This window comes from Apibacter mensalis (assembly GCF_001418685.1).
In the GTDB taxonomy this organism is placed as follows: Bacteria; Bacteroidota; Bacteroidia; order Flavobacteriales; family Weeksellaceae; genus Apibacter; species Apibacter mensalis.
The window spans coordinates 91,969-118,086 of record NZ_LIVM01000009.1 but is presented as its reverse complement, the minus strand read 5'-3'; the positions used below and the strand labels follow the sequence as shown (position 1 = coordinate 118,086).

24 protein-coding genes and 1 pseudogene are annotated in these 26,118 nt (G+C 28.3%); 14 read left to right on the top strand and 11 right to left on the bottom strand.

Features of this window, described 5'->3' with window-relative positions:
* Positions 1–181: 181 nt before the first annotated feature.
* The 4 genes from ASC36_RS07610 to ASC36_RS07595 all read left to right on the top strand — a co-directional run bounded on the left by ASC36_RS07610 (position 182) and on the right by ASC36_RS07595 (position 4,083).
* Complete coding sequence (locus ASC36_RS07610; protein WP_055425900.1) at positions 182–1,075, top strand: glycosyltransferase; 894 nt, start codon at positions 182–184, stop codon at positions 1,073–1,075.
* Positions 1,076–2,557, top strand: coding sequence for a lipopolysaccharide biosynthesis protein (locus ASC36_RS07605; RefSeq protein WP_055425899.1), 1,482 nt, complete (start codon positions 1,076–1,078; stop codon positions 2,555–2,557).
* A gap of 94 nt (positions 2,558–2,651) precedes the next feature.
* Positions 2,652–3,476, top strand: coding sequence for a hypothetical protein (locus ASC36_RS07600; protein WP_055425898.1), 825 nt, complete (start codon positions 2,652–2,654; stop codon positions 3,474–3,476).
* A 76-nt stretch (positions 3,477–3,552) separates the two neighbouring features.
* Complete coding sequence (locus ASC36_RS07595; RefSeq protein WP_055425897.1) at positions 3,553–4,083, top strand: DUF4442 domain-containing protein; 531 nt, start codon at positions 3,553–3,555, stop codon at positions 4,081–4,083.
* 163 nt (positions 4,084–4,246) lie between these two features.
* Here ASC36_RS07595 and ASC36_RS07590 read toward each other — a convergent pair whose 3' ends face one another.
* From ASC36_RS07590 to prmA, 4 genes are all read right to left on the bottom strand, one after another.
* The gene (locus ASC36_RS07590) at positions 4,247–5,200 is read right to left on the bottom strand and encodes an electron transfer flavoprotein subunit alpha/FixB family protein (protein WP_055425896.1); all 954 of its coding nucleotides are present in this window, start codon (positions 5,198–5,200) and stop codon (positions 4,247–4,249) included.
* A 46-nt stretch (positions 5,201–5,246) separates the two neighbouring features.
* Positions 5,247–5,993: an electron transfer flavoprotein subunit beta/FixA family protein gene (locus ASC36_RS07585; protein ID WP_055425895.1), complete on the bottom strand. Its 747-nt coding sequence runs from the start codon at positions 5,991–5,993 to the stop codon at positions 5,247–5,249.
* A gap of 121 nt (positions 5,994–6,114) precedes the next feature.
* Complete coding sequence (locus ASC36_RS07580; protein ID WP_055425894.1) at positions 6,115–6,402, bottom strand: ATP-dependent Clp protease adaptor ClpS; 288 nt, start codon at positions 6,400–6,402, stop codon at positions 6,115–6,117.
* Entirely contained in the window at positions 6,399–7,229 is an 831-nt protein-coding gene (gene prmA, locus ASC36_RS07575; RefSeq protein ID WP_055425893.1) for a 50S ribosomal protein L11 methyltransferase, read from the bottom strand. The genes ASC36_RS07580 and prmA overlap by 4 nt, the downstream gene beginning before the upstream one ends.
* A gap of 223 nt (positions 7,230–7,452) precedes the next feature.
* On the opposite strand from prmA, the gene ASC36_RS07570 reads away from it, so the two are divergent.
* Positions 7,453–8,286: a hypothetical protein gene (locus tag ASC36_RS07570; RefSeq protein WP_055425892.1), complete on the top strand. Its 834-nt coding sequence runs from the start codon at positions 7,453–7,455 to the stop codon at positions 8,284–8,286.
* Positions 8,287–8,297: 11 nt separating this feature from the next.
* Positions 8,298–8,912 carry a deoxynucleoside kinase gene (locus tag ASC36_RS07565; RefSeq protein WP_055425891.1) on the top strand — a complete coding sequence of 205 codons (615 nt, stop codon included), beginning with the start codon at positions 8,298–8,300 and terminating at the stop codon, positions 8,910–8,912.
* Positions 8,913–9,054: 142 nt separating this feature from the next.
* On the opposite strand, the gene recQ is transcribed toward ASC36_RS07565, so the two are convergent.
* On the bottom strand, positions 9,055–11,250 hold the full coding sequence (recQ, locus tag ASC36_RS07560; protein WP_055425890.1) for a DNA helicase RecQ: 2,196 nt from the start codon (positions 11,248–11,250) through the stop codon (positions 9,055–9,057).
* A gap of 83 nt (positions 11,251–11,333) precedes the next feature.
* Here recQ and ASC36_RS07555 point away from each other — a divergent pair, with 83 nt between their 5' ends.
* Together ASC36_RS07555 and tatC are read left to right on the top strand one after the other, a co-directional pair.
* Complete coding sequence (locus ASC36_RS07555) at positions 11,334–12,296, top strand: KpsF/GutQ family sugar-phosphate isomerase (protein WP_055425889.1); 963 nt, start codon at positions 11,334–11,336, stop codon at positions 12,294–12,296.
* A gap of 39 nt (positions 12,297–12,335) precedes the next feature.
* Positions 12,336–13,160 carry a twin-arginine translocase subunit TatC gene (gene tatC / locus ASC36_RS07550; protein ID WP_055425888.1) on the top strand — a complete coding sequence of 275 codons (825 nt, stop codon included), beginning with the start codon at positions 12,336–12,338 and terminating at the stop codon, positions 13,158–13,160.
* Positions 13,161–13,206: 46 nt separating this feature from the next.
* Here tatC and ASC36_RS07545 read toward each other — a convergent pair.
* Positions 13,207–13,950, bottom strand: a pseudogene (locus tag ASC36_RS07545) (fructosamine kinase family protein); the annotation flags it as partial.
* A gap of 459 nt (positions 13,951–14,409) precedes the next feature.
* Between ASC36_RS07545 and ASC36_RS10695 the strand changes: the two are divergent.
* Entirely contained in the window at positions 14,410–14,595 is a 186-nt protein-coding gene (locus tag ASC36_RS10695) for a hypothetical protein (protein ID WP_141656229.1), read from the top strand.
* Positions 14,556–14,951, top strand: coding sequence for a plastocyanin/azurin family copper-binding protein (locus ASC36_RS07535; protein WP_055425885.1), 396 nt, complete (start codon positions 14,556–14,558; stop codon positions 14,949–14,951). Before ASC36_RS10695 ends, ASC36_RS07535 begins: the two co-directional genes overlap by 40 nt.
* 65 nt (positions 14,952–15,016) lie before the next feature.
* Here the strand turns inward: ASC36_RS07535 and ASC36_RS07530 are convergent, their stop codons facing one another.
* The 3 genes from ASC36_RS07530 to ASC36_RS07520 all read right to left on the bottom strand — a co-directional run bounded on the left by ASC36_RS07530 (position 15,017) and on the right by ASC36_RS07520 (position 19,457).
* Positions 15,017–15,793, bottom strand: a complete 777-nt coding sequence (locus tag ASC36_RS07530) for a hypothetical protein (protein ID WP_141656228.1) — start codon at positions 15,791–15,793, stop codon at positions 15,017–15,019.
* A 633-nt stretch (positions 15,794–16,426) separates the two neighbouring features.
* The gene (locus tag ASC36_RS07525; protein WP_055425883.1) at positions 16,427–17,713 is read right to left on the bottom strand and encodes an adenylosuccinate synthase; all 1,287 of its coding nucleotides are present in this window, start codon (positions 17,711–17,713) and stop codon (positions 16,427–16,429) included.
* A gap of 283 nt (positions 17,714–17,996) precedes the next feature.
* Entirely contained in the window at positions 17,997–19,457 is a 1,461-nt protein-coding gene (locus ASC36_RS07520; protein WP_055425882.1) for an aminoacyl-histidine dipeptidase, read from the bottom strand.
* A 340-nt stretch (positions 19,458–19,797) separates the two neighbouring features.
* Between ASC36_RS07520 and ASC36_RS07515 the strand changes: the two genes are divergently transcribed.
* The 3 genes from ASC36_RS07515 (at position 19,798) to ASC36_RS07505 (ending at position 22,542) form a co-directional block, all read left to right on the top strand.
* Positions 19,798–21,096 (top strand): aminopeptidase P family protein, encoded by a 1,299-nt coding sequence (locus tag ASC36_RS07515; RefSeq protein ID WP_055425881.1) that lies wholly within the window; start codon positions 19,798–19,800, stop codon positions 21,094–21,096.
* A gap of 36 nt (positions 21,097–21,132) precedes the next feature.
* Entirely contained in the window at positions 21,133–22,002 is an 870-nt protein-coding gene (locus tag ASC36_RS07510; protein ID WP_055425880.1) for a cupin-like domain-containing protein, read from the top strand.
* Between the two features lie 297 nt (positions 22,003–22,299).
* Positions 22,300–22,542, top strand: a complete 243-nt coding sequence (locus ASC36_RS07505) for a hypothetical protein (RefSeq protein ID WP_055425879.1) — start codon at positions 22,300–22,302, stop codon at positions 22,540–22,542.
* Between the two features lie 71 nt (positions 22,543–22,613).
* Here ASC36_RS07505 and ASC36_RS07500 read toward each other — a convergent pair whose 3' ends face one another.
* On the bottom strand, positions 22,614–23,825 hold the full coding sequence (locus ASC36_RS07500; protein WP_055425878.1) for an acetate/propionate family kinase: 1,212 nt from the start codon (positions 23,823–23,825) through the stop codon (positions 22,614–22,616).
* A 119-nt stretch (positions 23,826–23,944) separates the two neighbouring features.
* Here ASC36_RS07500 and ASC36_RS07495 point away from each other — a divergent pair, with 119 nt between their 5' ends.
* A complete protein-coding gene (locus ASC36_RS07495) occupies positions 23,945–24,577 on the top strand; it encodes a hypothetical protein (protein WP_055425877.1) in 633 nt (210 codons plus the stop codon).
* Between the two features lie 57 nt (positions 24,578–24,634).
* Here the strand turns inward: ASC36_RS07495 and ahcY are convergent, their stop codons facing one another.
* Positions 24,635–25,948, bottom strand: a complete 1,314-nt coding sequence (ahcY, locus tag ASC36_RS07490; protein ID WP_055425876.1) for an adenosylhomocysteinase — start codon at positions 25,946–25,948, stop codon at positions 24,635–24,637.
* Positions 25,949–26,118 lie beyond the last annotated feature (170 nt).

Below are 26,118 nucleotides of genomic sequence, written 5' to 3'. Positions count from 1 at the left end.
TTTAAATTATTATTTACTCCTTATATATTAAAAAACATTTTTCATCCATTTACTTCCCGAACCAACTATTTTATAATATCAACGATTTTTATTCAATAATTTAAAATTATCTATTCTGTTTATCATAAGATTTCTAGTATTTATTTATTTATATATTTGTAATAGATTTTATATCTTGTAAATGTACAGCATTGTAAGTATAATTGTTACCTATAATGGTGAAAAATGGATAAAAAAATGTTTGGATTCTTTATTAACATCAAGCATACATACTGATATTTACCTTATAGATAATGGATCTACTGATAATACCTTAAAGATTGTTGAAAAATATCCTACCGTTAATTTTATAATAAATAACTGTAATGCAGGGTTTGGTAAAGCTAATAATATATTATTAAAAAAACTATATAAAGAATATAAATATTCACATTATTTTCTTATCAATCAAGATGCTTGGGTGGATAAGTATTGTTTACATTATTTAATTGAATTTGCTATTAAAAATCCGAAGTATGGAATACTAAGTCCTATGCATTATAACCATGAATTTTCTGAAATGGATTTTAATTTTCAAGAATATTTAGCAAAAAGTAAAAAAAACAGTAATGATATTTTTGAAACTGATTTTGTAAATGCAGCTTTTTGGTTGATCAATAAAACTTGTTTGGAAAAAATAGGAATTTTTAATCCGTATTTTATCCATTACGGAGAAGATAAAAATTATTGTAATCGTGTGATTCATTCAAGATTAAAAATAGGAATAGTTACATCAGCTAAAGCCAATCATGATAGAAATAAAACTACAAACATTACTAAAATACAAAGATTATCAAAAATAAAGCTGGATTGCATAATTTTAAATCCCAAAAATAATCTTGTTAAAGCATACTTTAAAGCATTTATAAATGTTTGGGGTATACCTAAGTATTATTATTATCATAAAGTATTATCCTTAAAAAACTCAATATTATTATTTTATAAATTATTGATTCATTATGTAAATTTAGTTTTCTCTAAAAAAATCAGAATGAATCGTAAACAACAAAATGATAATGTATTTAGCATAAATTAAATGGGAATAATAGCACGTCAAGGAATAAAATACAGCATTATTAGCTATCTTAGTTTTTTACTGGGCACTTTTTCAACTATTTTTATATATCCGGCTAATCCGGAATTCTTAGGTAAACTTAGATTTATACAACCTTCAGCTGAACTTATCTGTCCTTTCATACTTTTTGGACTTAGCTATGCTAATATAAAATATCATCAAAAACTTAAGGAAAAAAATCAACATATAGACTTTCTCTATATTTGTATCAAGTTTATATTGTCTAATTTTATTTTTATCTCATTTATATATTGGTTATTTTCAAAAATTTTCCCAAGCATTCAATGGTCAGATTCTTGGAACATGAAACAATATGTATTGCCGGTGGCTTTATCACTTGCCTTAACTCAATTGCTATCAAAATATATGTCTAACCTGAAAAGAATAACAATACCCGGGATTTTTGAAAATTTTTTTCCAAAACTTGGAGCACTCACTGCGTTTATCTCATATATTTATTTAGGAATTTCACAAAAAAATGCTCTTTTTATTTTCGTATCATTTTTTGTGATTGCTGTGTTCGGCCTAGTATATTATTTTATAAGATTGAATAAAGACAAAAAAAGTGGATCTTTAAGTATATTACATGATAGGGAAGTACGGCTAAACTTATTAAGTTTTTGTTTATTTTCTGTACTTGGAAGTATTGGAAACAGATTGGCACTTCAAATAGATAATTTAATGATTCCTGAGCTGCTTGATTTTAAACAAAACGGAATCTATTCCATTTTAGCATCTATTGTTGGCTTTCTTACAGTCCCTGTAATGGGTATTTTCACTATATCCGGTCCTATTATAGTAGAAAAACTTGAAAATAATAAATTAGATGAATTAAATAATTTCTATAGAAAAGTTTCCAAATTTTTATTTCTTTTTGGTACAATGTTACTGTCTTGTATTTTAGCAGGAATCGATTATTTATTCTTATTTATGAAAAACGGTAAAGAATTAGCTGATGCAAAGGTGATTATATACATTCTTGGAGCATCCACCCTTTTTGATTTGTCAACAGGATTTAACAGTAATATTATTTCTTATTCGAAATACTTTAGGTTTACTATTTATGCGATGCTATTATTAGCAGTATTTACAATTGTTTCAAATATCATTTTTATATCATATTTTAAATTAGGTATTGAGGGAATCGCATTAGCAACAGCGATATCTTTAACCTTATTTAATTTAATAAAATTAGGGTTTAATTATCAAAAGTTCGGTATACATCCGTTTTCACGAGAATATATTTATATTCTATTAACTGGAATAATCGGAGTATTACTTGTATATAACCTACCCGATTTTACTAATAATTTTTTAAATCTTATTAGTAAGCCGGTTATTATTTTACTTATATTTTTTCTATCTAATGTCTGGTTTAAGTTTATCCCAATTAAAAAATTATTCTCAACTAATATTAAGTCCTTTTTAACCGATAAAAATTAAAACGTATAATTCTTTCTATAAATTACAATCAAAATTTAAAGAGTAGACAGTTAATTGTCGTTTTTAGTGTATTTTTGTTAGGTAATATCTATACATGAAACTTATCTATACCTATTTTTTACTTTTATTATCATTAATCATCTTTTCTCAAGATAGAAAACAAATTAATGGAAAAGTATATATTTTAGATAAATATCATGAAATGATTTCAGGGATTTATGTTAAAAATATTTCTATCAATTATACAACGTTAACCGATATTACAGGTAATTTTATCATTCCAGCTCAAATCGGCGATCAAATTACATTTCAATCTTTTAATATTGAAAAAAGGACTATTTTGGTAACCCAAAAAATGTTTGATCAATTGCAAATGAAAATTCAATTGGACCTTAAAGAAAAACAATTAGAAGATATTAGTGTTACTCCATTTAAAACTTTTGGCAGCATTGAATTGGACGTAAGAAGAATTCCAATGATGAACAAAACCAATGAAATTCTAAAAAAATTAGGTAATTTAAATCCATCGCAAAAAATGGACGGTAGTACAGACGTTAATACCGAATTAGCTAAATTATCGTCAATGAAATTTGGTATTGAAGGAATTTTAGATTTTATATCCGGGGATGGTAAGCGTAAAGAACGTTTATCCATTTTCGAAGAACAATCCAATATAATTAAAAAAGTAAGAGAATATTTTGGAGATACTTACTTTGAGGAATTAGGTTTGAAAAAAAATGAAATAAATGATTTTATATTATATGCTTATTTAAATCATAATTTAAAATTTTATTATGATCACAACAACTATTTTCAGATTTTAAATATTTTCGATAAAAATATATACCTATATAAAGCAAGAAAAAATACAGAAAAAACTATTACTCCAAAAGTCGGAAAGATCTATTTTCCTGATTAATTTTATAAGTTATCATCTATATTTGTATTATTTAGTTAAAAATTATACTTTTATAGGATCAAATAGATAGATTTTAATGTACAAAAAAATAAATAAGCTACTTACTTTTTTATTTAAACCTTCTACCGTATACAAATATTTTTTTAACATTTCACCTTTATATATAAGAACTACAGGAAAAATCAAATACGTTTCTGAAGACGTATATAAAATAGTTGTTGAAATTCCTCTTACATATAAAAATCGAAATTATTCCGGAACTATGTTTGGCGGAAGCATATTCTCCTCCACCGATCCTATATATATGTTGCAACTAATTCATATTTTAGGAAAAAAATATATTGTTTGGGATAAATCTGCATATATAGATTATATAAAACCAATTAACGATAAAGCTGTAGCGGTGTTTGAATTTGAAAAAGATGAAATAAAGAAAATAAAGGAACTCATTACTATAGATAAAGAAATTACTATTAAAAAGAACTTAAATATCACTAATACTAAAGGTCAGATTTTTTGTTATCTAGAGAAAAAAATATATGTGGCGGATAGACACTATTATAAAGAAAAATTAAAACGTAAAAATAACCAACACTTATATGTATAAAGAAGCAGACTTGAATAAACTGATTCCATATCCATATAGTAAGCACAGTAAAATAAAGTTTTTCTTCTAGGATGACTAATTAATATTTCTCAATATTAATGGGTAGTTGTCTGCAGGCTAGATGTGAAATAGTAAAAAAATAAAAGATTTGGAGGATAATAAATTAGTTAGCCTCTTTAAAAGCTTTTAATTTTTTTGTCAATATCGGTACAACTTCAAATAAATCACCAATTACTCCATAATCAGCCGATTTAAAAAATGGAGCCTCTGGATCATTATTTATAACAACAATAGTTTTACTTTTATTAACTCCAGCTACATGTTGAATTGCTCCCGAAATGCCTATCGATAGATATAATTTCGGTGAGATAATTTTACCCGTTTGTCCTACATGTTCGGAATGAGATCTCCATCCCAAATCAGAAACCGGCTTGGAACATGCAGTTGCAGCACCCAGTATATTTGCTAAATCTTCAATCATACCCCAATTTTCGGGACCTTTCATTCCTCTCCCCGCTCCTATAACCAATTCGGCATCTTTTACATCTAATTTTCCTGTTATTACTTCTTCTTGTTTTACTGTATATCTTGGGTCAATATCAGTACATACTGTAATATTTTCCTCAGTACCGGAAACCGGATTTTCTTTTGCTCCTATAGAATTAACAGAAAGAGTAAGAACTATAATGGGTTCTTTAGTTTCCACAACAGCAATTCCTTTTCCGGAAAAAACGGATCTTTTAACCCTAAACGGTACCATTGAAAGCGGAGTTGAAATTGCCTGAGTAATATAGGCTGCAGATTTTTTTTTGACAATATAAGGAGCTATAGAAGCACTATCTGTTGTATGCGTAAACAGGATATAATTTCCATGCATTATTTCTGATAATACCGAAGCATATTCTTTAGGATTAAATGATTTAAGGGCCTCATCTTGAATGTTTATAACTTTATTTGCCCCATATTTGTATAATAGTTCTGAAGAATCTTCTGAATTTATGGTTAGTGCCGTAACTGAATCTCCAACTGTATCTGCCAAATTTTTTGCATACGAAACTAATTCATATGCAGCTTTTTTAAATTTCCCTTTGGAATTTTCTATATATGCGTAAATCATTTTTTTTCAAAGTTTGTTTTACAAAAATAAGTGTATTTGCTCATACCTAAATTACTTTCGCTTCTTCATGAAGAAGACGAACTAATTCATCTAAATTATCTTTATCTACCCAAACTACATTGGATCTTATGATAGGTTTTTCAAATTCTACAACGTTAACTTTATTTCCAAAAAATTTAGGTTCGACAACTGTAAATGGTTTATTTTTTGCAGTCATTATTCCTCTAATATTGGGAATTTTCAATTGATTTTCAGGAACTAAACCCTCCTGACCTGCTAAAACAGCCGGTAATTCGATAGAAATCGTTTCTTTTCCATTATCTATTTCTCGAACTACTTGTATGGTTTTTCCATCTATATTCAATCCAGTAACAGCATTGACAAATGCACAATTAAGTTCAGCAGCAACTAACCCCGGAACTAACCCTCCATTATAATCAATAGATTCTTTACCTAAAAGTATCAAATCGTATTGTCCCTCTTTTGCAACAGAGGCAATTTCTTTAGCCACTAATTCACTATCTGTCGGTTGAATATTCACACGAATCGCATTATTGGCACCTATTGCTAATGCTTTTCTCATTACAGGTTCCACTGAAATATCTCCAACCGTAATAATGGATACTTCTGCTCCTTGTTTCTCTTGGAAGTATAATGCTTTACTTAGACAATATTCATCTTGTGGATTAATTATATATTGAATCCCATTTTTATCAAATTCTTTATTATTATTTGTAAAATTTATTTTGGATGTAGTATCCGGTACGCAATTAATGGCTACTAATATTTTCATCAAAGTATTTTTTTTACTGCAACTAATTTAATTAAAAATAATGAAGCCCCCTTAATGATTTACTTCTTTAAATACGAGATCAAAGTAAATAGTATAGAAACTATAAGAATAAGTACAAGTTCTAGACAATTTGTGAAGAAAGCCCTTTTTTTAGCAACGCCTGATTTATTGGAGTAAGTTCTTCTAAGGACCCGGTTTTAACTTCACACTTTCCTTTATAATGTACTAAAAAAGTACATTGCTGCGCTTGTTCTAAGGTATGTTCACATATTTCAATCAAACAATCAATTACATAATCGAATGTATTAAAATCATCATTATGCAATATTATTACATGAGGAGCAGCTTCTTTTACCAATGTATCAACACTCTCCTGATCTTTCCATTTGGGTTGATTATTGTAGTTCATAATTTATTAAATAATATTGAAATCCAATTATTTTTACTCAATTTCCGAACAAATTTTAAGCCATTCTTTGTTGCTTCTGCAATAATGTCATCAAAATCATGCTCAAAGACTCCACTAAGCAATATATATCCATGAGGATGTAAATTTTCAACATATTTTGACATATCTTTTAACAAAATATTTTTATTAATATTTGCTAAAATTATATCAAATGTACATTTTCCTAATAATTCGGCATCCCCTAATTTAATATCTATTTCTACCTTGTTTTTTTTCGAATTTTCTAAAGCATTACCGTAAGACCATTCATCAATATCTATAGCTTCCACGTAATTTGCTCCTCTCATTTTAGCAAAAATTGCCAATACACCTGTTCCACTACCCATGTCTAACACATCCTTACCTTTAAAATCAATGGTCAACATGGCATGAAGCATATTATAAGTAGTTTCATGATGTCCCGTTCCAAATGACATTTTAGGATCAATTTTAATTGAGAAAGGAATATCATTTCTTATAGGATGAAAATCAGCATGTAAATAAATTTGATTTTCAATGACTACGGGTGGAAAATTTTTTTCCCATTCTTCATTCCAGTTAATATCAGGAGATAATTTTTTTTCATATGAAATTTCAACCTCGGACGAAGACATAATAGGTAATTCCAGAATTAATTGCTCATCATCTTCTTCCACCTTTATGTAGGTTAAAAAACCGTTTTCGGTATCAACAAAACTTTCAAAAGGCAACTCTGATAAATAGGCCAATAAAATGTCTCTCCAGGGCTCTAAAGGCTTCACATAGAATTGGTATTCTGTATATTTCATTTAATTATTTAAATATCGCAAATTTAAAAAATTTAATAGCTCAAATTATTTTAAATATATAAAAATACATGATAGCATAGGAGTACATATAATTTTAATCATCTTTTTTTGAAAAGCTTTTCCCAATTAAACGACTATTTTTTTCTTCCTTAAATGAATAAATTTTTATAATTTAACAATAAAATTATTTCTATTACATTTACTTTATATTTTTGAAATTTTAATGTCAAGATTTATCAACTTACTGGTTTTAGTAACTTTCATCAATCTTTCTTGGGGACAAAAATTGGTTTTGCTAGATAGTATAAAAATAGATGTTCCCGATTCATTTACTTTTTATCAAGCAGATATTTTCAATTCGTTGTATTTTGTATCTCATGAAGATAATACTTTATTAAAATACGATCATACATCCAAGAATACTTATATTCTGAAAAGTTTTAGCTCTTCCAAAAAGCTTTTTATCGTAAATCCCTTATTTTTAGTTTCCTTAGATAAAATCAATAAAGTTCTTGAATTTTATGATGATAAGTTAATAAGTACTCAGGATAACGTTCCAATTTTAACTAATCAACTTATAAATCCTGACTTAATTTACGTTCAAGACAACCACTCTTTACTGTATTTTGATGAATTGAACTCTTTAAATTTTATCCAATATGATTACAGATCCAAAAAAACTATACTTTTTTCAAATACTTTGTCTAAAGATTTATTAGATAATTATGTAATTAAAACGGTATATAGTTCCAAACAATCCAAATTCCTTCTTTTAAAAAGTAATGAAGAATCCAATAAAGCTCACCACTACAAAATTATTAAGCAAAATAGTCAAAATATAGATACCTTTGAAGTTCCTGAGTTAGAAAACTATGGTTGGAATGAACAGAATTTTTGTTGGATACATAAGGGTTTTTTATATCTCTATGATTTTGAAAATAAACCATTCCAAATACAATTGCCTAAATTAGGTAAAAAATATTATATTTTAAATAAGCATTTATTTCTATGGAAATCTAAGGTTATGTACCTTTACACTGTTGAAATTGAAAAATAAATTTATTAACAATGCATATTGCTATAACCGGAAATATCGGCGCAGGTAAAACTACATTAACTAAATTATTATCAAACAATTATAAATGGATAGCACAATTTGAAGATACAGAACAAAACCCATATCTAGATGATTTTTATTATGATATGGCTAAATGGGCATTTAATCTACAAATATACTTTTTAAGTTCTCGTTTTAAACAAATTAAAGAAATTAGAGAGCATAAGAAAAATATAATCCAGGATAGAACGATTTATGAAGATGTATATATTTTTGCTTCCAATCTTCATGAAATGGGATTGATGCAGACAAGAGATTATGATAACTATTTGAATCTTTTTAACTTAATGAAAGAGTATATCCAAGCTCCGGATCTTCTCATTTATCTTCGAGCGTCAGTCCCTACTTTAGTAAATCAAATTCAAAAAAGAGGAAGAGAATACGAAACTTCCATAAGTATAGAATATCTTCAAAGATTAAATGATAAATATGAAGAGTGGATTACTAATTATACAGAAGGAAAATTATTAATTATCGATGTTGATAATATGGACTTTGTAGACAATAAGGAAGACTTAGGAAAAATTATCGATAAGGTAGAGGCTAATATTCATGGATTATTTTAAAATGCTGACATCTTAAAAGATATAGTTATATCTCATAAAAAACTTACTTTATTCTACTATTTAAATAGTAAATAATTTATTTAAAAATTATTTACTATTAATAGTTTATAAGATAAATGATTACAATTTATCACGTATGAACTTAGTTAGCAACCTCGCTAATAAATTTAATTCTCATAATCCTTAGCTCATCTTCAGAATAATCTTCTCCAAATTCATCAAGTAAAACAGACATTTTATCACTCTCTGAATCCATTAAAAAATCTATAATTTCCTCTTGTTGTTCTTCATCCAATAATTTATCCACATAGTAACCAATATTTAGTTTAGTTCCTTGATAAACAATACTTTCCATTTCATTAAGCAAATCATTAATTGTTAAATCTTTAGCTTTGGCAATATCTTCAAAATCCAATTTTCTGTCTGTACTTTGAATTATAAAAACTTTATGAGAAGACTTATTGGCAATTTGTTTAATAACCAAATCATCCGGTCTTTCAATATCATTTTCTTCAACATACTTGGCTATATATTCTACAAATTCTTTTCCAAATTTCTTAGCTTTACCCTCTCCAACACCAAACACATTGGAAAGCTCTGAAAGGGTAGTCGGATAATGTAATGCCATATCTTCCAAGCTTGGATCTTGAAAAACTGCAAATGGGGGAATTGCATTTTTCTTGGCAACTCTTTTTCTTATATCTTTTAAATCATCAAATAATTTCTTATCTAATGCATTACTTCCTGCAGCTTGTACAGATACAATAGGCGTTTCCATTTCTTTTTCAAAGTCAACATCTTCGGCTATCAAAATTTCCTTAGTTTCATTAATAAATTCTTTACCTAAATCGGATAATTTTAATAATCCATAAGTTTCTATATCTTTATAAAGAAAATTATTAACTATAGCCTGTCGTATAATAGATTTCCAAAAGTTATCTGATTTATTTTTTCCAAACCCGAAATAATTTTCAAATCCCAACTTATACGATTTGGTTATTGCCGATTCTCTACCAACAGCTACATTTACTAAATCTTTTAATTTTAATTTTTCGTTAGTACTTTCTACTACTGTAAGAATCTGTTGCATCTCTTGAGAAACATTTACCAAAGTTTTCGGATTCATGGAATTATCATCCATTTTAGCTCCTAAGCCGTTTTTTTCATCAAAATTTTCTCCAAAATAATGAAGCAAATATTTACGTCTGGACATGGATGTCTCTGCATACCCGACCACTTCATGTAAAAGTTGCAATCCTACTTCTCTTTCGGAGACAGGCTTCGATGCCAAAAATTTTTCCAATTTTTCAACGTCTTTATAATCATAGAAAGCAAGGCAATAACCTTCTCCTCCATCCCTACCGGCTCTACCTGTTTCTTGATAATAACTTTCTAAGCTTTTAGGTATATCATAATGAATTACAAAACGTACATCCGGCTTATCTATCCCCATTCCGAAAGCAATGGTAGCACATATTACATCAGTTTCCTCCATCAAGAATTTATCTTGATGAGCTGCTCTGGATTTACTATCTAAACCTGCATGATATGGCAAGGCATTAATTCCATTAACTTTTAATAATTCAGCTAATTCTTCTACCTTTTTCCTGCTTAAACAATATATAATGCCGGACTTACCAGGATTTTCTTTAATATATTTGATAATTTGCTTCTCCGGATTGATTTTAGGTCTTATTTCATAATATAAATTCGGCCTGTTAAAAGAAGATTTGAAAATTTTAGCATCCATCATTCCTAATGTTTTTTGTATATCATCCTGAACTTTAGGAGTTGCGGTTGCTGTCAAAGCAATAATAGGTGTTTTACCGATTTTTTCAATGATGAATCTTAAATTTCTGTATTCAGGGCGGAAATCATGTCCCCATTCTGAAATACAATGAGCTTCATCTATAGCAAAAAACGATAATTTTATGGTTTTTAAAAACTCAATATATTCATCTTTAGTTAAAGATTCTGGAGCCACGTAAAGCAATTTGGTTGTACCGGATAATATATCATCTTTAACTCTTTTAATTTCAGTTTTATTTAATGAAGAGTTAAGAACATGTGCAATTCCCTCGCTTGAGGAAATACCTCGAATAGCATCTACCTGATTTTTCATTAAGGCTATTAAGGGAGAAACTACAATAGCAGTACCCTCCAATAGTAAAGCAGGTAACTGATAACATAAGGACTTTCCGCCCCCTGTGGGCATTAATACAAATACATCGTTGCCGCCCAACAAATTAGTAATTACTTCTTCTTGCGGCCCTTTAAATGAATTAAAACCAAAATACTTTTTTAATAATTTAGGCAAGTCTTTTTCCAAAGATTTCATTCTTAAACTTTAGTTTTTTATTAAATTTGCTGTTTGTTAATTTAAATATACAACAAATTTTTTAAACGAAAAAATTATTTATTTTGAATGATCAAACGATACTAAAAGCAGGCAAAGATACTATTTTATTTGAAACAACCGAATTACAATCATTATATAATCGTTTAGGTGATGATTTTGTTAAAGCGGTACGGTATATACTTGATTCGAAGGGTAAACTTATTTTATGTGGAGTAGGAAAAAGTGCACATATTGCCAATAAATTAGTAGCTACTTTTAATTCTACCGGAACGCCATCTCAATTTTTACATGCTGTTGAAGCTAAACATGGTGATTTAGGAATTATTAATACAAATGATGTTATTATTTGTATTTCCAACAGTGGTACTTCTTCAGAAATTCAGGAAATTGTTCCTTTTCTTAAAGAATATTCATCAGTACTTATAGCCATGACCTCAAATAAAAATTGTTTATTAGCTGAACTGGCCGACGTGGTTCTTGATACTTATATTGAAAAAGAGGCTGATCCTAATAATCTTGCTCCTACCTCTTCCACAATTGTTCAATTAGCTATGGGCGATGCCCTAGCTGTTGCTTTACTTCAAGCAAAAAATTTTAAATCTTCCGATTTTGCTAAGTATCATCCGGGAGGTGCCTTGGGAAGAAAACTGCTTTTAAAAGTGGAACAATTAGTAAAACCTGATAGAAGACCGGAAATTCAATTATCTGCTCATCTCAAAGAAATTATTAATTCTTTAACCTACTCTTCTTATGGTATTACCGTTGTGATCGAAGATCATAAGGTCAGGGGAGTTATTACCGATGGAGATGTGAGGAGGACTTTGGCTAAAGATGTTGACTATAACCAAATAATAGCCAAAGATATTATGTCTGTAACTCCTAAAACGATTCAAAAAAACGAATTAGCCAGTATTGCCTTTGAAGAACTTAAAAATAACCAAATTGGTCAATTAGTTGTTTTAGATGGAGAAAATTATGTAGGTATTATAGACCTGCATACTTTGTTGGATAACGGATTTAAATAAAATTATTTAAATTAGTATGTTTTTTAACTAAAAAATTCAATGGCTAAAAAGAAAGAGAGTGATCACGCAAGTATGCCGTTTCTTGCTCATGTTGGTGTATTAAGAAAACATATTTTACGATCGTTAGTTGCTATATGCTTGGGTGCATGTTTAATCGGATATAAAATTCATTTTGTAATGGATCATATTATATTTGGTCCAATTCATAAAGATTTTTTAACTTTTAAGCTTATGAATTTAGTTGGTAGAATATTTAGCTCTGATGATGTGTTTGAAATGCCTGATGAATTCCCAATTCAAGTTCGAAGAATTTTTGAGCAACTAAACACTGCTTTTTATGTTTCTGTAGTTGGAGGTTTTATTTTAGTTTTTCCTTATGTTATTTATGAAATATGGAAATTTATTTCTCCCGGACTGAAACCTAATGAGAAGAAAAACTCCTTGACATTTTTTATATCCACCTATTTTCTATTTATTACAGGATGTTGTTTCGGTTATTTTTTTGTTACTCCTTTAACCATGCACTTTGGTTATTTTTTCAATATTTCAGAAACTATTAAAGTCAACATAGACTTGTCCAGCTATATAAGGATTTTATTACAAACAGTTTTAGGTATGGGGTTGATTTTCCTGTTGCCTGTTATTGTATATATTCTTACGAGCGTTGGTATTTTAACTCCAAAATTTTTAAAAAAATACAGAAGACATGCCCTTGTCATAATATTAATAATTGCAGGATTTATAACTCCCGGTGATATTCCTTCTATGCTTGTTGCTTCTTGCCCTTTATATTTATTATACGAAGCCAGTATATTAGTATCATCTCTGGTTTATAAAAGAAATAAAATAGAGACATCTTCTTAAAATAATAAATTTTAAACCATAGATAAGTACCAAAATATAAATGATATTAAAAATCTTTTAAAATATTTTTGACTTTCTCAATATAATAGCTTCCAAATAGAATAGAATGTACCAGTAAAGGATATAGTTGAGCATAAGGTATACGCTTCTCCCATCCTTGTTCCATAGAATATGATGAATTATATGCCTCATAAAAATAATTAGAAAAACCACCAAAAAGATGCGTCATACCTAAATCCATTTCTCTATGGCTATAGCAAACTGCAGGGTCTATTACCACGGGATCTCCGGTATCTGAAATTAAAAAATTTCCAACCCATAAATCTCCATGAACTAGCGATGGAGATTCCTTAGGAAAAATTTCATCAATTTTTTTATAAAAATTCTCTGCTGCTTGTACTTCTTGATTAGTTAAAGCATTCAAATCATTTAATCTTTTTATTAAAGGTTGTAAATGACATTGAGCATAAAACTCGCTCCATGTTGATGTTTGAGTATTTTTTTGGGGTAAACGTCCAATATAATTATCGTTATTGAATCCGAAATACGGTTGAGGAATTTTATGCATTAATGCAAGAGACTCTCCAAATTTTTCCCATATTTTTTTACTTGGCTCTCCTTTAGAAATAAATTCTAAAACTAAATATTGTTCTTTATCACTATCTTCTACTTTAATAATTTTTGGGGTTCTTAACTTATTGGTTTCAGCAATAATTTTTAATCCTTTTGCTTCTTCTCTAAACATTCCTGGAAATTCTTTAGTATTATTAATTTTAATAAATAAATTCCCTTGGTCTGATTCTACTTATTCGTATCTCCCCCCGAAATAGGTTTACATTTATTTATCTTAACCGGAAGACGTTTTAAAACATTCTGCAAATCCACCTTTAACTATTTATAATTTAAAACAAATTTTACCATCAATATAAAAAAATATATTTTAATATAGAAATATATTAGAATATAATATTATATAAATATAACAATATTTAAAATACTAACAAAACTTTAATAATTCAGTTAGATAAATTATTATTTTTGATTAATTCCCGAGTTTAAATATTATATCATTTTATCATCAATAAATATCATTAATTGACATAGCTTTTATATATAAAAAGTTTTTAATTATATTTTATCAAAAAAATTATTAATTTTGAATAAAATTATATTTCTACTCTATATATCTAAATTTTGTAGAATCTTAATATTTAAAAAAAATATAATTATATAATTAAAAAATATTTTCATGAAAAACAGAATCATTTTATTGTCAACATTCATTTTAACATCATTAACTCTTTTCATTGATTGTAATAAAAATGATTCATCTAAAAAGATCGACCCTTTATCAGCAGCAGCTTCAATGACTAAAGAGGACACAGACAAAGAAAAATGGAAGAAATTGCAAATTTGCCTGAAAATACTTTTATAATAGAAGCAGATGACGCTATGCAGTTCAACATACATGAATTAAAAGCAAAAGCAGGAAAACTCATAACTCTTACTCTTAAACATGTAGGTAAAGCAAGCGTTAAAGATATGGGACATAATTTAGTTATAATAAAGCTCGGTACCAATTTTAATGATTTTGTAAACCGTGCCGCTAGGGATGTTATGGACCATTATATTCCTAAAAACGATCCGTCGATTGTAGCTCATACTAAATTATTAGGAGGTGGAGAACAAGATACTATTACATTTATCATAAATGAAAAAGGAACTTATGATTATTTATGTACATTTCCTACTCATAGTGCTACCATGAAAGGAAAACTTATCATTGAATAATGTTTACTTTTAAAAATAATCAAACAAAAATATAGCTTCTGTTTTATTATATTATAAAATCAAGCTTACTTAATTTTGGGAGACTGTAAATAAAAATTATGGGCGGTTTTTAAAATATATTCTTCATTTTTATCCGAATAATCAATGTAGAATTCCTGTATATTTTCGTTGTCATTGTACAATTGGCGATAAACATTTGATCGAATAAACGGATAGTATTTTCCGTTTTTAACTAAAAGCATCAATACAGTTAATAAATCTTTATCATTTTTATCTGTTGAATTATAAAAGTTTATCAGAAAAGGTATAGATTCTATTGCATTGATTTCCAATAATGCTTTTTTAAAATTTAATCCCATATATTGGTTCTTTGAAGAACTTTCTTGTATAAATTCTTGTATATTTTTTCGGTATTGATTTAAAAACTTTTTCTGTCTTACACTCCATTTTGGATAATTATTTGAGGAAGGCAGCATACCGAAAATTTTATTTTCTTCATGAATAATTGTGGAATCAGTATTAACATTTGAAGGTATGATTTCCGGATAAATCATAGTGTAGGTAAATTTTTCCTTTATCGTAAGTTTATTAAAATCTTTTTCCGATAAATGAAAATTAATATTATCTGTATTTTTTGTTTCTTCAAAACTATTCATTGACATCGATTTAGCAATCAGCTTTTCAATTTTAGAAAGATTATACGATGGTATAGAATTTTTTAAACGTTCTTTACGATAAGAATTATTGGTGTTGGAAGAATCTACATATGTTTTATTCTCTGTTTCTTGAGCATTATAAATAGTAAACATGAGTAGAATAATAAGTAAATATTTTTCTTTCATAAGTGTATAAATAATTAGTTTTCTCGTTATAATAGATGAACAATACTAGTAAACTTATTAATAGATTTAATTGTATAATTAATTTTTAAAAAAATATTTAAAATTAAGCTTGGTATAATTTATCTTTAAATATTAATAGACGATCGAAGTAATTTTATATTTAAATACGGTATTACCCAATCAAATAATTTGCAATTTAAACAATAATTTATCATAAATAACAAATTATTTTAAAAAAATAGAATAATATTTATTATATAATTAATATTTTATAATGAAAACTAAAAACAATAAAAATTTTTGATTTTATAAATTTTATATAAAGCATATTATATATATAAATTTATAATATATATGTTTTATGTTTACCAATAAAACATCTTAAATAACTTTTAATAATAAATAATCGATATAGATTTAATTACTATATTAATAAATTAATTAAATAAAATAAAAAAGGAAAGTGTAAATTTTATGATTGAATTTCATTTTCGTTACTATTAAATACGTTAATAAATATAGTTTTAAATCATTAATTTTTCAACGATACAAACTTACTGATGAATTATAAAACAATTTTTTAATGAAGTATCGGAAAAAGGATATCTAAAAAAATTAATGTTTAAGTATGAATTAATTTAAATTGGACATAATGATATTTTGTGATCTTTCGGGACCAACAGAAACCAAATATATTTGAACACCGAGAAAATCTTCAATAAATTGTAAATATTTCCTAGCTGAGATAGGCAAATCTTCATGCGATTTTACATTTGAAATATCTTCTTTCCAGCCGTCTAATTCTTGATAAATCACTTCATAGGTTGATAATTCTTCAATACTCGATGGAAAAATATCCTTAACTTTTCCTTCAAGTGTTCGATAAGCTATACCCACCTTGATTTTATCAAAATTAGTTAATACATCCAATTTAGTTATTACTAAATGTGTAATCCCATTAATTATACAAGAATAACGCAAAGCTACCAGGTCTAACCATCCGCAACGACGCGGTCGCCCTGTCGATGCTCCATATTCATTTCCTATTTTACGTATAAGATCACCTGTTTCATTTTCTAATTCTGTGGGAAAAGCTCCGTTACCTACTCGCGTACAATAAGCTTTGGAAACTCCTATTAAATTTTTTAAACTGGTTGGCGGAACTCCGGCTCCTACCGTGCTGCCTCCTGTTGTGGGAGATGATGATGTTACATAAGGATAAGTCCCAAAATCAATATCTAACATAAGAGCCTGTGCACCTTCAAAAAGCACGTTTTTATCATCTTTTATAGCTTTATTTATTTCATATTCTGAATCTATAATACGATTCTTAAGCTTCATCCCATATTCCAGATATTTTGTATAAATATCCTCAAATTTTAGAGGTTCTTTGTCAAACAACTTTTGAAATAAAGCATTTTTAACAACTAGGTTTTCATTTATTTTAGCTTTTAAAACATCGGGATTTAATAAATCAATAGCTCTGATTCCCGATCTTGCTACCTTATCTTCATAACAAGGACCTATACCTCTTTTTGTTGTTCCAATTTGAGGACTTCCTGCAAATTCCTCTCTATAGGTATCAAGTAAGATATGATAAGGCATAATAATATGAGCCCTGCTGCTAATGAATACATGGTTGACACTCAATCTTCTTTTTTCAATTTGTTCAATTTCATTAAAAAATGCTTGAGGATTTACCACTACTCCATTTCCTAATATACATTTTCCTTTACATTGAAGAACTCCGGAAGGTAAAAGATGTAAAACAAATTTATCTTCTCCTACATATACAGTATGTCCGGCATTATTTCCTCCCTGATAGCGTATTACATAATCTGATTTTTCCGCTAAAACGTCTGTTATTTTTCCTTTTCCCTCGTCGCCCCATTGTAAGCCGACAACTACGTATGTTGACATATAAGTTTAATTTATATTAGTTTTATACCTCTTTTATAAAAATTTAATTAAAAAAAATTAACTCTTTTTGCAAAAATAATTGTTTATTATTAATCGGTAATACTTTACCAATTAAGTAATAAGTTTTTTTTAACAAAACTTAGTAAGAGTAACAATTAATTGTTGTGTATTTATTGAGTTATATAAAATATGTGTTTCAGAACTTTAATTACTGACTATATGTTGTGTATTAAATATTTCTTCTTATTACCAATCATTTTTCATCATATAAATAACTAATATTTTATCTAATCGGTATGTTTTTAAGGATTTCTAATAAGAAACTCCAAAATTTTTGTACCGATGATATACTTACTTTTTCTTTGGGAGAATGCGCTCCTTTTATGGTAGGTCCGAATGAAATCATATCCATATGTGGATATTTTTCTCCTATAATACCACATTCCAATCCGGCATGACATGCCTGAACGGAAGGTTTCTCTCCGTGTATTTTTTCATAAATGCTTACGGCCAATTTCAAAATTTCTGAAGATGCATTCGGCTTCCATCCTGGATAAGATCCGGATAATTCAACCTTCATTCCCCCTAATTCAAATGCTGATTTAAGTGAAGTGGCTACCCACATTTTAGTACTTTCTACAGAAGATCGCGTTAAACACTGTATTTCAGCTTTTCCATTTTCCAATTTAACTCTGGCGATATTATTTGAAGCTTCAACCAGTCCATCAATATCTGGACTCATTCGAAATACTCCGTTATGAGCAGCTTGCAGACTTGAAATAAATTTCTTACTGTTTTCAATACTTAATCCTTTTTTGGCATTATCCAGTTGAGACAGGTGAATAGTCAAATTATTATCTATACAACTGAACTCTGATTTTATCTCAGTATATAAATAGCTAAATCTTTCTTGCAATTCATTTTTATGTTCAGAAGAAATTGAAAATGTAGCGGAAGCTTCTCTGGGTATTGCATTCCTTAAACCACCTCCATTAAAACTGACCAATTGAATATTTAATTTTAAAAAATCATATAAAAACCTATTCAGTAATTTATTAGAATTACCTAATCCTTTATGAATTTCCATTCCGGAATGACCTCCATGTAAGCCGGTAAGATTTATAACATAGGTTAAAAAATTTCTATTAATATCTTTTTCTTCGTAGAGCGCATTAGCTGTTACATCAATTCCACCTGCGCAGCCTATGTCAATTTCATCATCTTCTTCCGTATCCAAATTCAATAATATATCGCCCGATAAAAGATCTTTGCTTAATTCAAATGCTCCGCTCATACCGGTTTCTTCATCAACGGTGAATAATGCTTCAATAGCCGGATGCTCAATATCTTTCGAAGACAGCACACTCATGATGGCAGCCACTCCTATTCCATTATCCGCCCCCAATGTCGTTCCTAATGCATAAACCCAATCTCCCTCATAGGTCATTGGTATTCCTTGAGTTTCAAAATCAAACTCTACCTCATTATTTTTTTGGCAAACCATATCCAAATGGGATTGTAAAACTACTTTTTTTCTATTTTCATATCCGTGGGTTGCCGGTTTTTTTATAATTACGTTGCCACAGGTGTCTTCAATAGTTTCAAGATTTAATGAAGCACCAAAATTTTTAATAAATTTGATAACTTTTTTTTCTTTCTTAGAGGGTCTGGGTACGGAATTTAAATCCGCAAAATGATTCCATATAGTTTCAGGTTTCAATTTCTTAATAGTGTTATTATTCATATCTTATCTTATTAAGGGAAATTCTATTAAACAAATTTCGTCTTTTTTATAAAAAAACATGCATTTTTAATTGCTGAATCAATTAAAAATACTGAACATTTTTAACGTTTTTGTTGATCTATTATTTATACATCAGATCAATAACAATATTTAACATAATAATTATAAATTTTATTATTCATTTTGTTATTAATTATTCATTTTAGTTCTCTTTGTAATAAAAAAAATTTACTTGCCTAGCAATAAATATATAAATAAACTAAAAAAGGTCATATAATTTCATTAAAATTATAAAGAGTTTAAGTATTATTGTTATTTTTGATAAATAAAAAAAATTTAAATGAATACCAGATATAGTACTTTAGACAAAAATTTATTTATTAAAAATAGAAAAAAATTTGTCCAAAGAATGGCTCCAAAATCAATAGCTATATTTAACAGTAATGATATTTATCCTGTCAGTGCTGATAGTACCCTCCCCTTTCAACAGCAACGTGATCTATTTTATCTTTCAGGAATTGATCAAGAAGAATCCATATTAGTACTGTGTCCGTATGCTTATTTAGAGGAACATAGAGAAATGCTATTTTTACGTGAAACCAATGAACATATTACAATTTGGGAAGGAGAAAAATATTCTAAAGAACAGGCAACAGAGGTATCCGGAATTAAAAATGTTTATTGGTTACAAGATTTTGAGAAAATTCTTGACATGGTCGTGGTTCAAATGGATACTATATACATAAATATAAATGAACACTATCGTGCTGAAAAAGTAGTAGAAACTAGGGAAGATAGGTTTATTAAAAAATTGCAAAATAAGTATAGAGGGCATGGGTATTTGAGGAGCAATCCTATATTACAACATTTACGTTCTATTAAAGAGCCTGAAGAAATCAATATAATTCAACGAGCTTGTGATATAACAGAAAAAGGATTTAGAAGGATTCTTCCTTTTGTTAAACCGGGTGTATGGGAATATGAAATTGAAGCGGAATTAATTTATGAGTTTACTAAAAACCGTTCCAAAGGATGGGCCTACACTCCTATTATAGCTTCCGGTAAAAACAGTAATATCTTGCATTATATTTTAAATAATAAAGAATGTAAAGATGGAGAGGTAGTTTTGTTAGATGTAGGGGCTGAGTATGCCAATTACTCTTCGGATATGACACGAACGCTTCCCGTTAACGGAAAGTTCACTTCAAGACAAAAAGAAGTATATCAATCAGTTTTAAATGTAAAAAATGAATCCACTAAACTATTAATTACGGGCAATAACTGGTATAGTTACCATGAAGAAGTTGGTAACATAATGACTGAAGAATTATTAAAGTTAAATCTTTTAACTTCAGAAGAAGTAAAAAATCAAGATCCGAAATGGCCCGCTTATAAAAAATATTTTATGCATGGTAATTCCCATCATCTAGGTCTTGATACTCATGATTATGGAATATTAACTGACTCTTTCGTACCAAATATGGTATTTACTGTTGAACCGGGTATATATATACCTGAAGAAGGATTCGGGATAAGAATAGAAGATAACGTAGTGATTCAGTCCAATGGGAATCCACATAATTTAATGAGAAACATACCTATTGAAATAGAAGAATTAGAAGATCTAATGAATTCATAACAATTTTAATAGAAATAACCCCTAAACCTAAAACCTATGTTTAATTATGAAGTAATTGACCGAGTTGAAAAAATATCTAAAGATGAATTTTACAATCAATATTATAAACCTCAAAAACCAGTTATAATTGAAAAACTAACAGAGGATTGGCCTGCTTATAGAAAATGGAATTTTGACTATATAAAAAAAATTGCCGGAGATAAAATCGTTCCACTGTATAATAACGATCCGGTAAGTGCAGATAAAAAGGTAAATGAACCGGATGCCAAAATGAAAATGACTGATTATATAGATTTATTACAAAAGGGACCTACTGATTTAAGGATTTTTTTGTTTAATATTTTGAAACAAGTACCTGCCATGCAGGAAGATTTTAAATTTCCTGATCTTGGTCTAAATTTATTTAAAAGTTTACCTATGTTATTTTTTGGAGGAGCAGGTTCTAATGTCTTTATGCATTTTGATATAGATTTAGCAAATATTTTACATTTTCATTTTGCAGGTGAAAAACAATGTATACTGATAAAACCTCAAGATACGAAGTATATGTATAAGATTCCCTATGCAACTATTTGCAGAGAAGATATAAATTTTGATAATCCTGATTTTGTTAAATGGCCAGGATTAAAATATATTACTCCTTATAAGGCACATTTATCTCATGGTGAAATGTTATATATGCCTGAAGGATGGTGGCATTATATGCAATATTTAACTCCAAGTTTTTCAATGAGCTTACGATCTTTAGCTAAAAAACCGTCAAATTTTATCAATGCAGTTTTAAATATTTTCATTAAAAGAAATTATGATAACTTTATGAGAAAAAAACAAGGTCAAAAATGGATTGACTATAAAAATAATAGAGCTATTGTTAATACTAACAAAGCAATTAATCTAACAAAATAATTATTTTCAACTTTAGTAAAAACCTCATTAAAACATGTAGAAGAAGCTTGATGTTTATTTGAGTATTATTTAAAACTAATAGATTATAAATGAATAAAACATCTTGTTCAATTATATATAATAGGTTTTAGTTTTAAAAGTCAGCATAAAGATACAGCATTTAAAATTAAGTTCTATTAAAAATTTTTAAGACTTGAAATTTTTTTGATGAATTGGGTTACAATAAATCAAATTATTTTTTGTTTTGATTAAAATTAATTATTACATTTGAGCAAAACAATATATAATAATTGTATTATGGTGACATTGCTTTATATAGGTGCTTGGCCATTTATGAAATTTATAGGATTTATTCTATTTTTATTAATTGCCTTTTTAGGATTTTGGTGCCTTACTTTTTTGGTATGTATCCTTCCATATTGGTTAACATACGGTATTGCCGAAAATAGAGGTAAAATTAATGCAAATGTATCTCCTGATGATGTTAGATCTAAAACTCTTCCTCATCAACAGAATGTGGAAGTAGTTTATATAAAATAAGTAAATTTAATACAATAAAAGCTGCAATAATTTGCAGCTTTTTATTTATTTTTAAATATTAGATATAGACATTACATTTCTTTTAAAATATTCAAAGTATCGTTAGCTATTTCTAATTCTTCGTTAGTAGGAATAATCATTATTTTAACTTTTGATTCGGATGCCTGAATTTCTTCAACCGTATCCGGTCCGCTTAATTCAACATTTTTATTTTCGTCCAATTTAATACCAAGGTAATCTAAGTCTTTACATATTAATGATCTTAATTGGGCATCATTTTCCCCTATTCCTGCTGTAAAAACAATCGCATCCACCCCATTTAAAGCTGCTATATATGCACCTATATATTTTTTAACTCTATAGGAATACAAGTCTAAACATAAAATAGCATTTTGATCACCTTTTAAATACATTTCATCTACATCTCTCGCATCACTTTTTCCGGTAAGTCCCAACATTCCTGACTTTTTATTTAAAAGATCATCCAATTCTTCAAATTTTATCCCGCATTCTCTTACCATATAAAATAAAACAGAAGGATCTATATCGCCACTTCTAGTACCCATAACTAAACCGTTAAGAGGAGTAAAGCCCATGGATGTATCTATACTTTCACCTTTTTCATTGATAGCGGTAATACTTGATCCATTTCCTAAGTGTATAGTTATGATTTTTGCTTTTTGATTATTTAAATGGTTTACGGCCTGTCTTCTAACATATTTATGACTAGTACCATGAGCTCCGTAAGATCTTATCTTATATTCTGTATAAAAATTGTTGGGAATTGCATATCTGTATGCTTTGGGTGGCATAGTAAGATGGAATGCAGTATCAAAAACAGCTACCTGAGGAATATTGGGAAAAAATTTTTGTGCAACTTCTATACCTAATAAGTTAGCAGGATTATGTAATGGAGCTAAAGCACTCATTTCCTTAATTTCACTCTTAACCTCATCGGTAATTAAAACCGGAATGTTAAATTTCCCTCCCCCTTGTACAATTCTGTGCCCCACTCCTTTAATATCTGATGGATCACTAATTACTCCAAAATCTTTTGCTGTTAACAATTCAACAATAAGTTTCATTCCCTCTACATGAGTGGGAAATTCTTGATGAATTTGTTTTTTGTCTGAAACTCCGTTTTTCAGATACCTGTGTGTGATAATTCCGCCAGTAGTACCTATTCTTTCTACCAATCCTTTAGCAATTACAGAATTTGAATCCATATTTAGCAATTGATATTTAATAGAAGAACTTCCCGCATTAATAACTAATATTAACATCCTAATAATTTTTAATGCAAAAGTATAGCTTTTAAGTATTTTAAACAATAATTAATTTACTGGATTAGTTTATCTCATTAAAATATTAATTATATTTGAAAAATCAAAAAATATTCATTATGTTTAAAATCTTTCTTGTCACATCTACTTTATCCTTCTTGAGTATATTTGTAAACTCGCAAACTAAAATAAAGGATTATCCTGAAGGCATTTATGATTCATTTGAAAATTTCTCTCAAAAAATACCTTCAAAAACTAATTATCAACTAACGGTAAAAACTCATATAGGAAAGATTACGGATTATAAATTTTACGATGAAAAAAATAAACGAGTAAAAAATGTTTTTGCTATAGTATATGAAGGAAATCTATATATCAGTCCTAAAAAAATTAAATCAGTATTTACCTCTGAAGGAAAAGATTTTGGTCCGGAAAGAGCTAATAATTTTTTAAAGATACAAGAACAAGGCAAGTTTCTCTATGCTGAGGGTATATATGGAAGTAGTTCAGCTGCTTTTAGTTCGGGTTTATTAGGTGGAGGTATTGGTGGATTAATCATGTATCCAGTAATTTGTAAACCAAGAGGTATCATATATCTGGAAGAAGATAACAGCTTCTTTTTAATAAGAAATCCTAAACGTTTTAAAAAGTTCATCTCTGAAAAATATCCGGATTTTAATTTACAAAAAATAAAAAAAATGGAAAATGAAAAAAATATTGAATTATACAAAAGAATATTAAATGAAATTTAGTATATAATAAAAAAATCCGGAAAAATTCCGGATCATATTAGTGTAGTAATGAATATGTTAATATCTATATTCATCCGATTTAAACGGTCCCTTAACAGGAACTCCAATATATTTTGCCTGTTTCTCTGAAAGAATGTCTAGTTCCACTCCTATTTTAGCCAGGTGAAGCTTAGCTACTTTTTCATCTAAATGCTTGGGCAAAGTATATACTTTATTTTCATATTTATTAGAGTTCTGCCATAGCTCTATCTGAGCAAGTGTTTGATTACAGAAAGAATTACTCATCACAAAACTTGGATGGCCGGTTGCACATCCTAAATTAACTAAACGACCTTCCGCAAGAACAATAATATCTTTTCCGTTAATTGTATATTTATCGACTTGTGGTTTAATGGTAACTTTAGTGGAACCGTAATTGGCATTTAACCAAGCCATATCAATTTCATTATCAAAATGTCCTATATTACAAACAACGGTTTTATCTTTCATTTTTTCAAAATGCTTACCTTGTATAATATCACAATTTCCCGTACAGGTAATTACAATATCTGCTTTAGTAATGGCATAATCCATTTTTTTAACTTCATATCCATCCATTGCTGCCTGCAAGGCACATATAGGATCAATTTCCGTGACAATAACTCTCGCTCCGGCTCCTCTAAATGATGCAGCCGAACCTTTACCTACATCTCCATATCCTGCTACTACTACTACTTTACCTGCAATCATTAAATCGGTAGCTCTACGTACTGCATCAACAGCAGACTCTTTGCATCCATATTTATTATCAAATTTTGATTTTGTAACGGAATCATTAATATTGATAGCCGGTATTAACAAAGTACCGTTTTTAACTCTTTCATGTAATCTATGTACTCCAGTAGTGGTTTCTTCAGAAAGACCCTTAATCCCTGAAACTAATTCCGGATACTTATCTAAAACCATATTAGTTAAATCTCCTCCATCATCTAAAATCATGTTCAAAGGTTTTTTATCTTCTCCAAAGAAAAGGGTTTTTTCAATACACCAGTTGAATTCTTCTTCATTCATACCTTTCCAAGCATATACCGATGTGCCTTTAGCTGCTATAGCAGCAGCAGCATGATCTTGAGTGGAAAAAATATTACATGAGCTCCAAGAAACTTCAGCCCCTAATGCTTGTAAGGTTTCAATCAAAACAGCGGTTTGAATAGTCATATGAAGACAACCGGCAATTCTAGCTCCTTTCAAGGGTTGTTTTTCTTTATATTCTGTACGAAGTGCCATTAATCCGGGCATTTCAGCTTCTGCTAATTCAATTTCCATTCTTCCCCAATCAGCTAATGAAATATCCTTAACTTTATATGGAATGTAATCAATTTTTGTGCTCATACTAATAAAATTTATTCAAAGTTATTAATTTAAATCACAACTTACAACATAAATTTATCTTTAAAAATTAAAAACATACAAAGTTGTATTACAAAAGAATAAAATACAAACCCAAGTATATTCAAATGTTAATTTTTTTATGAAATACAATGTGAGATTGATAAATTTTT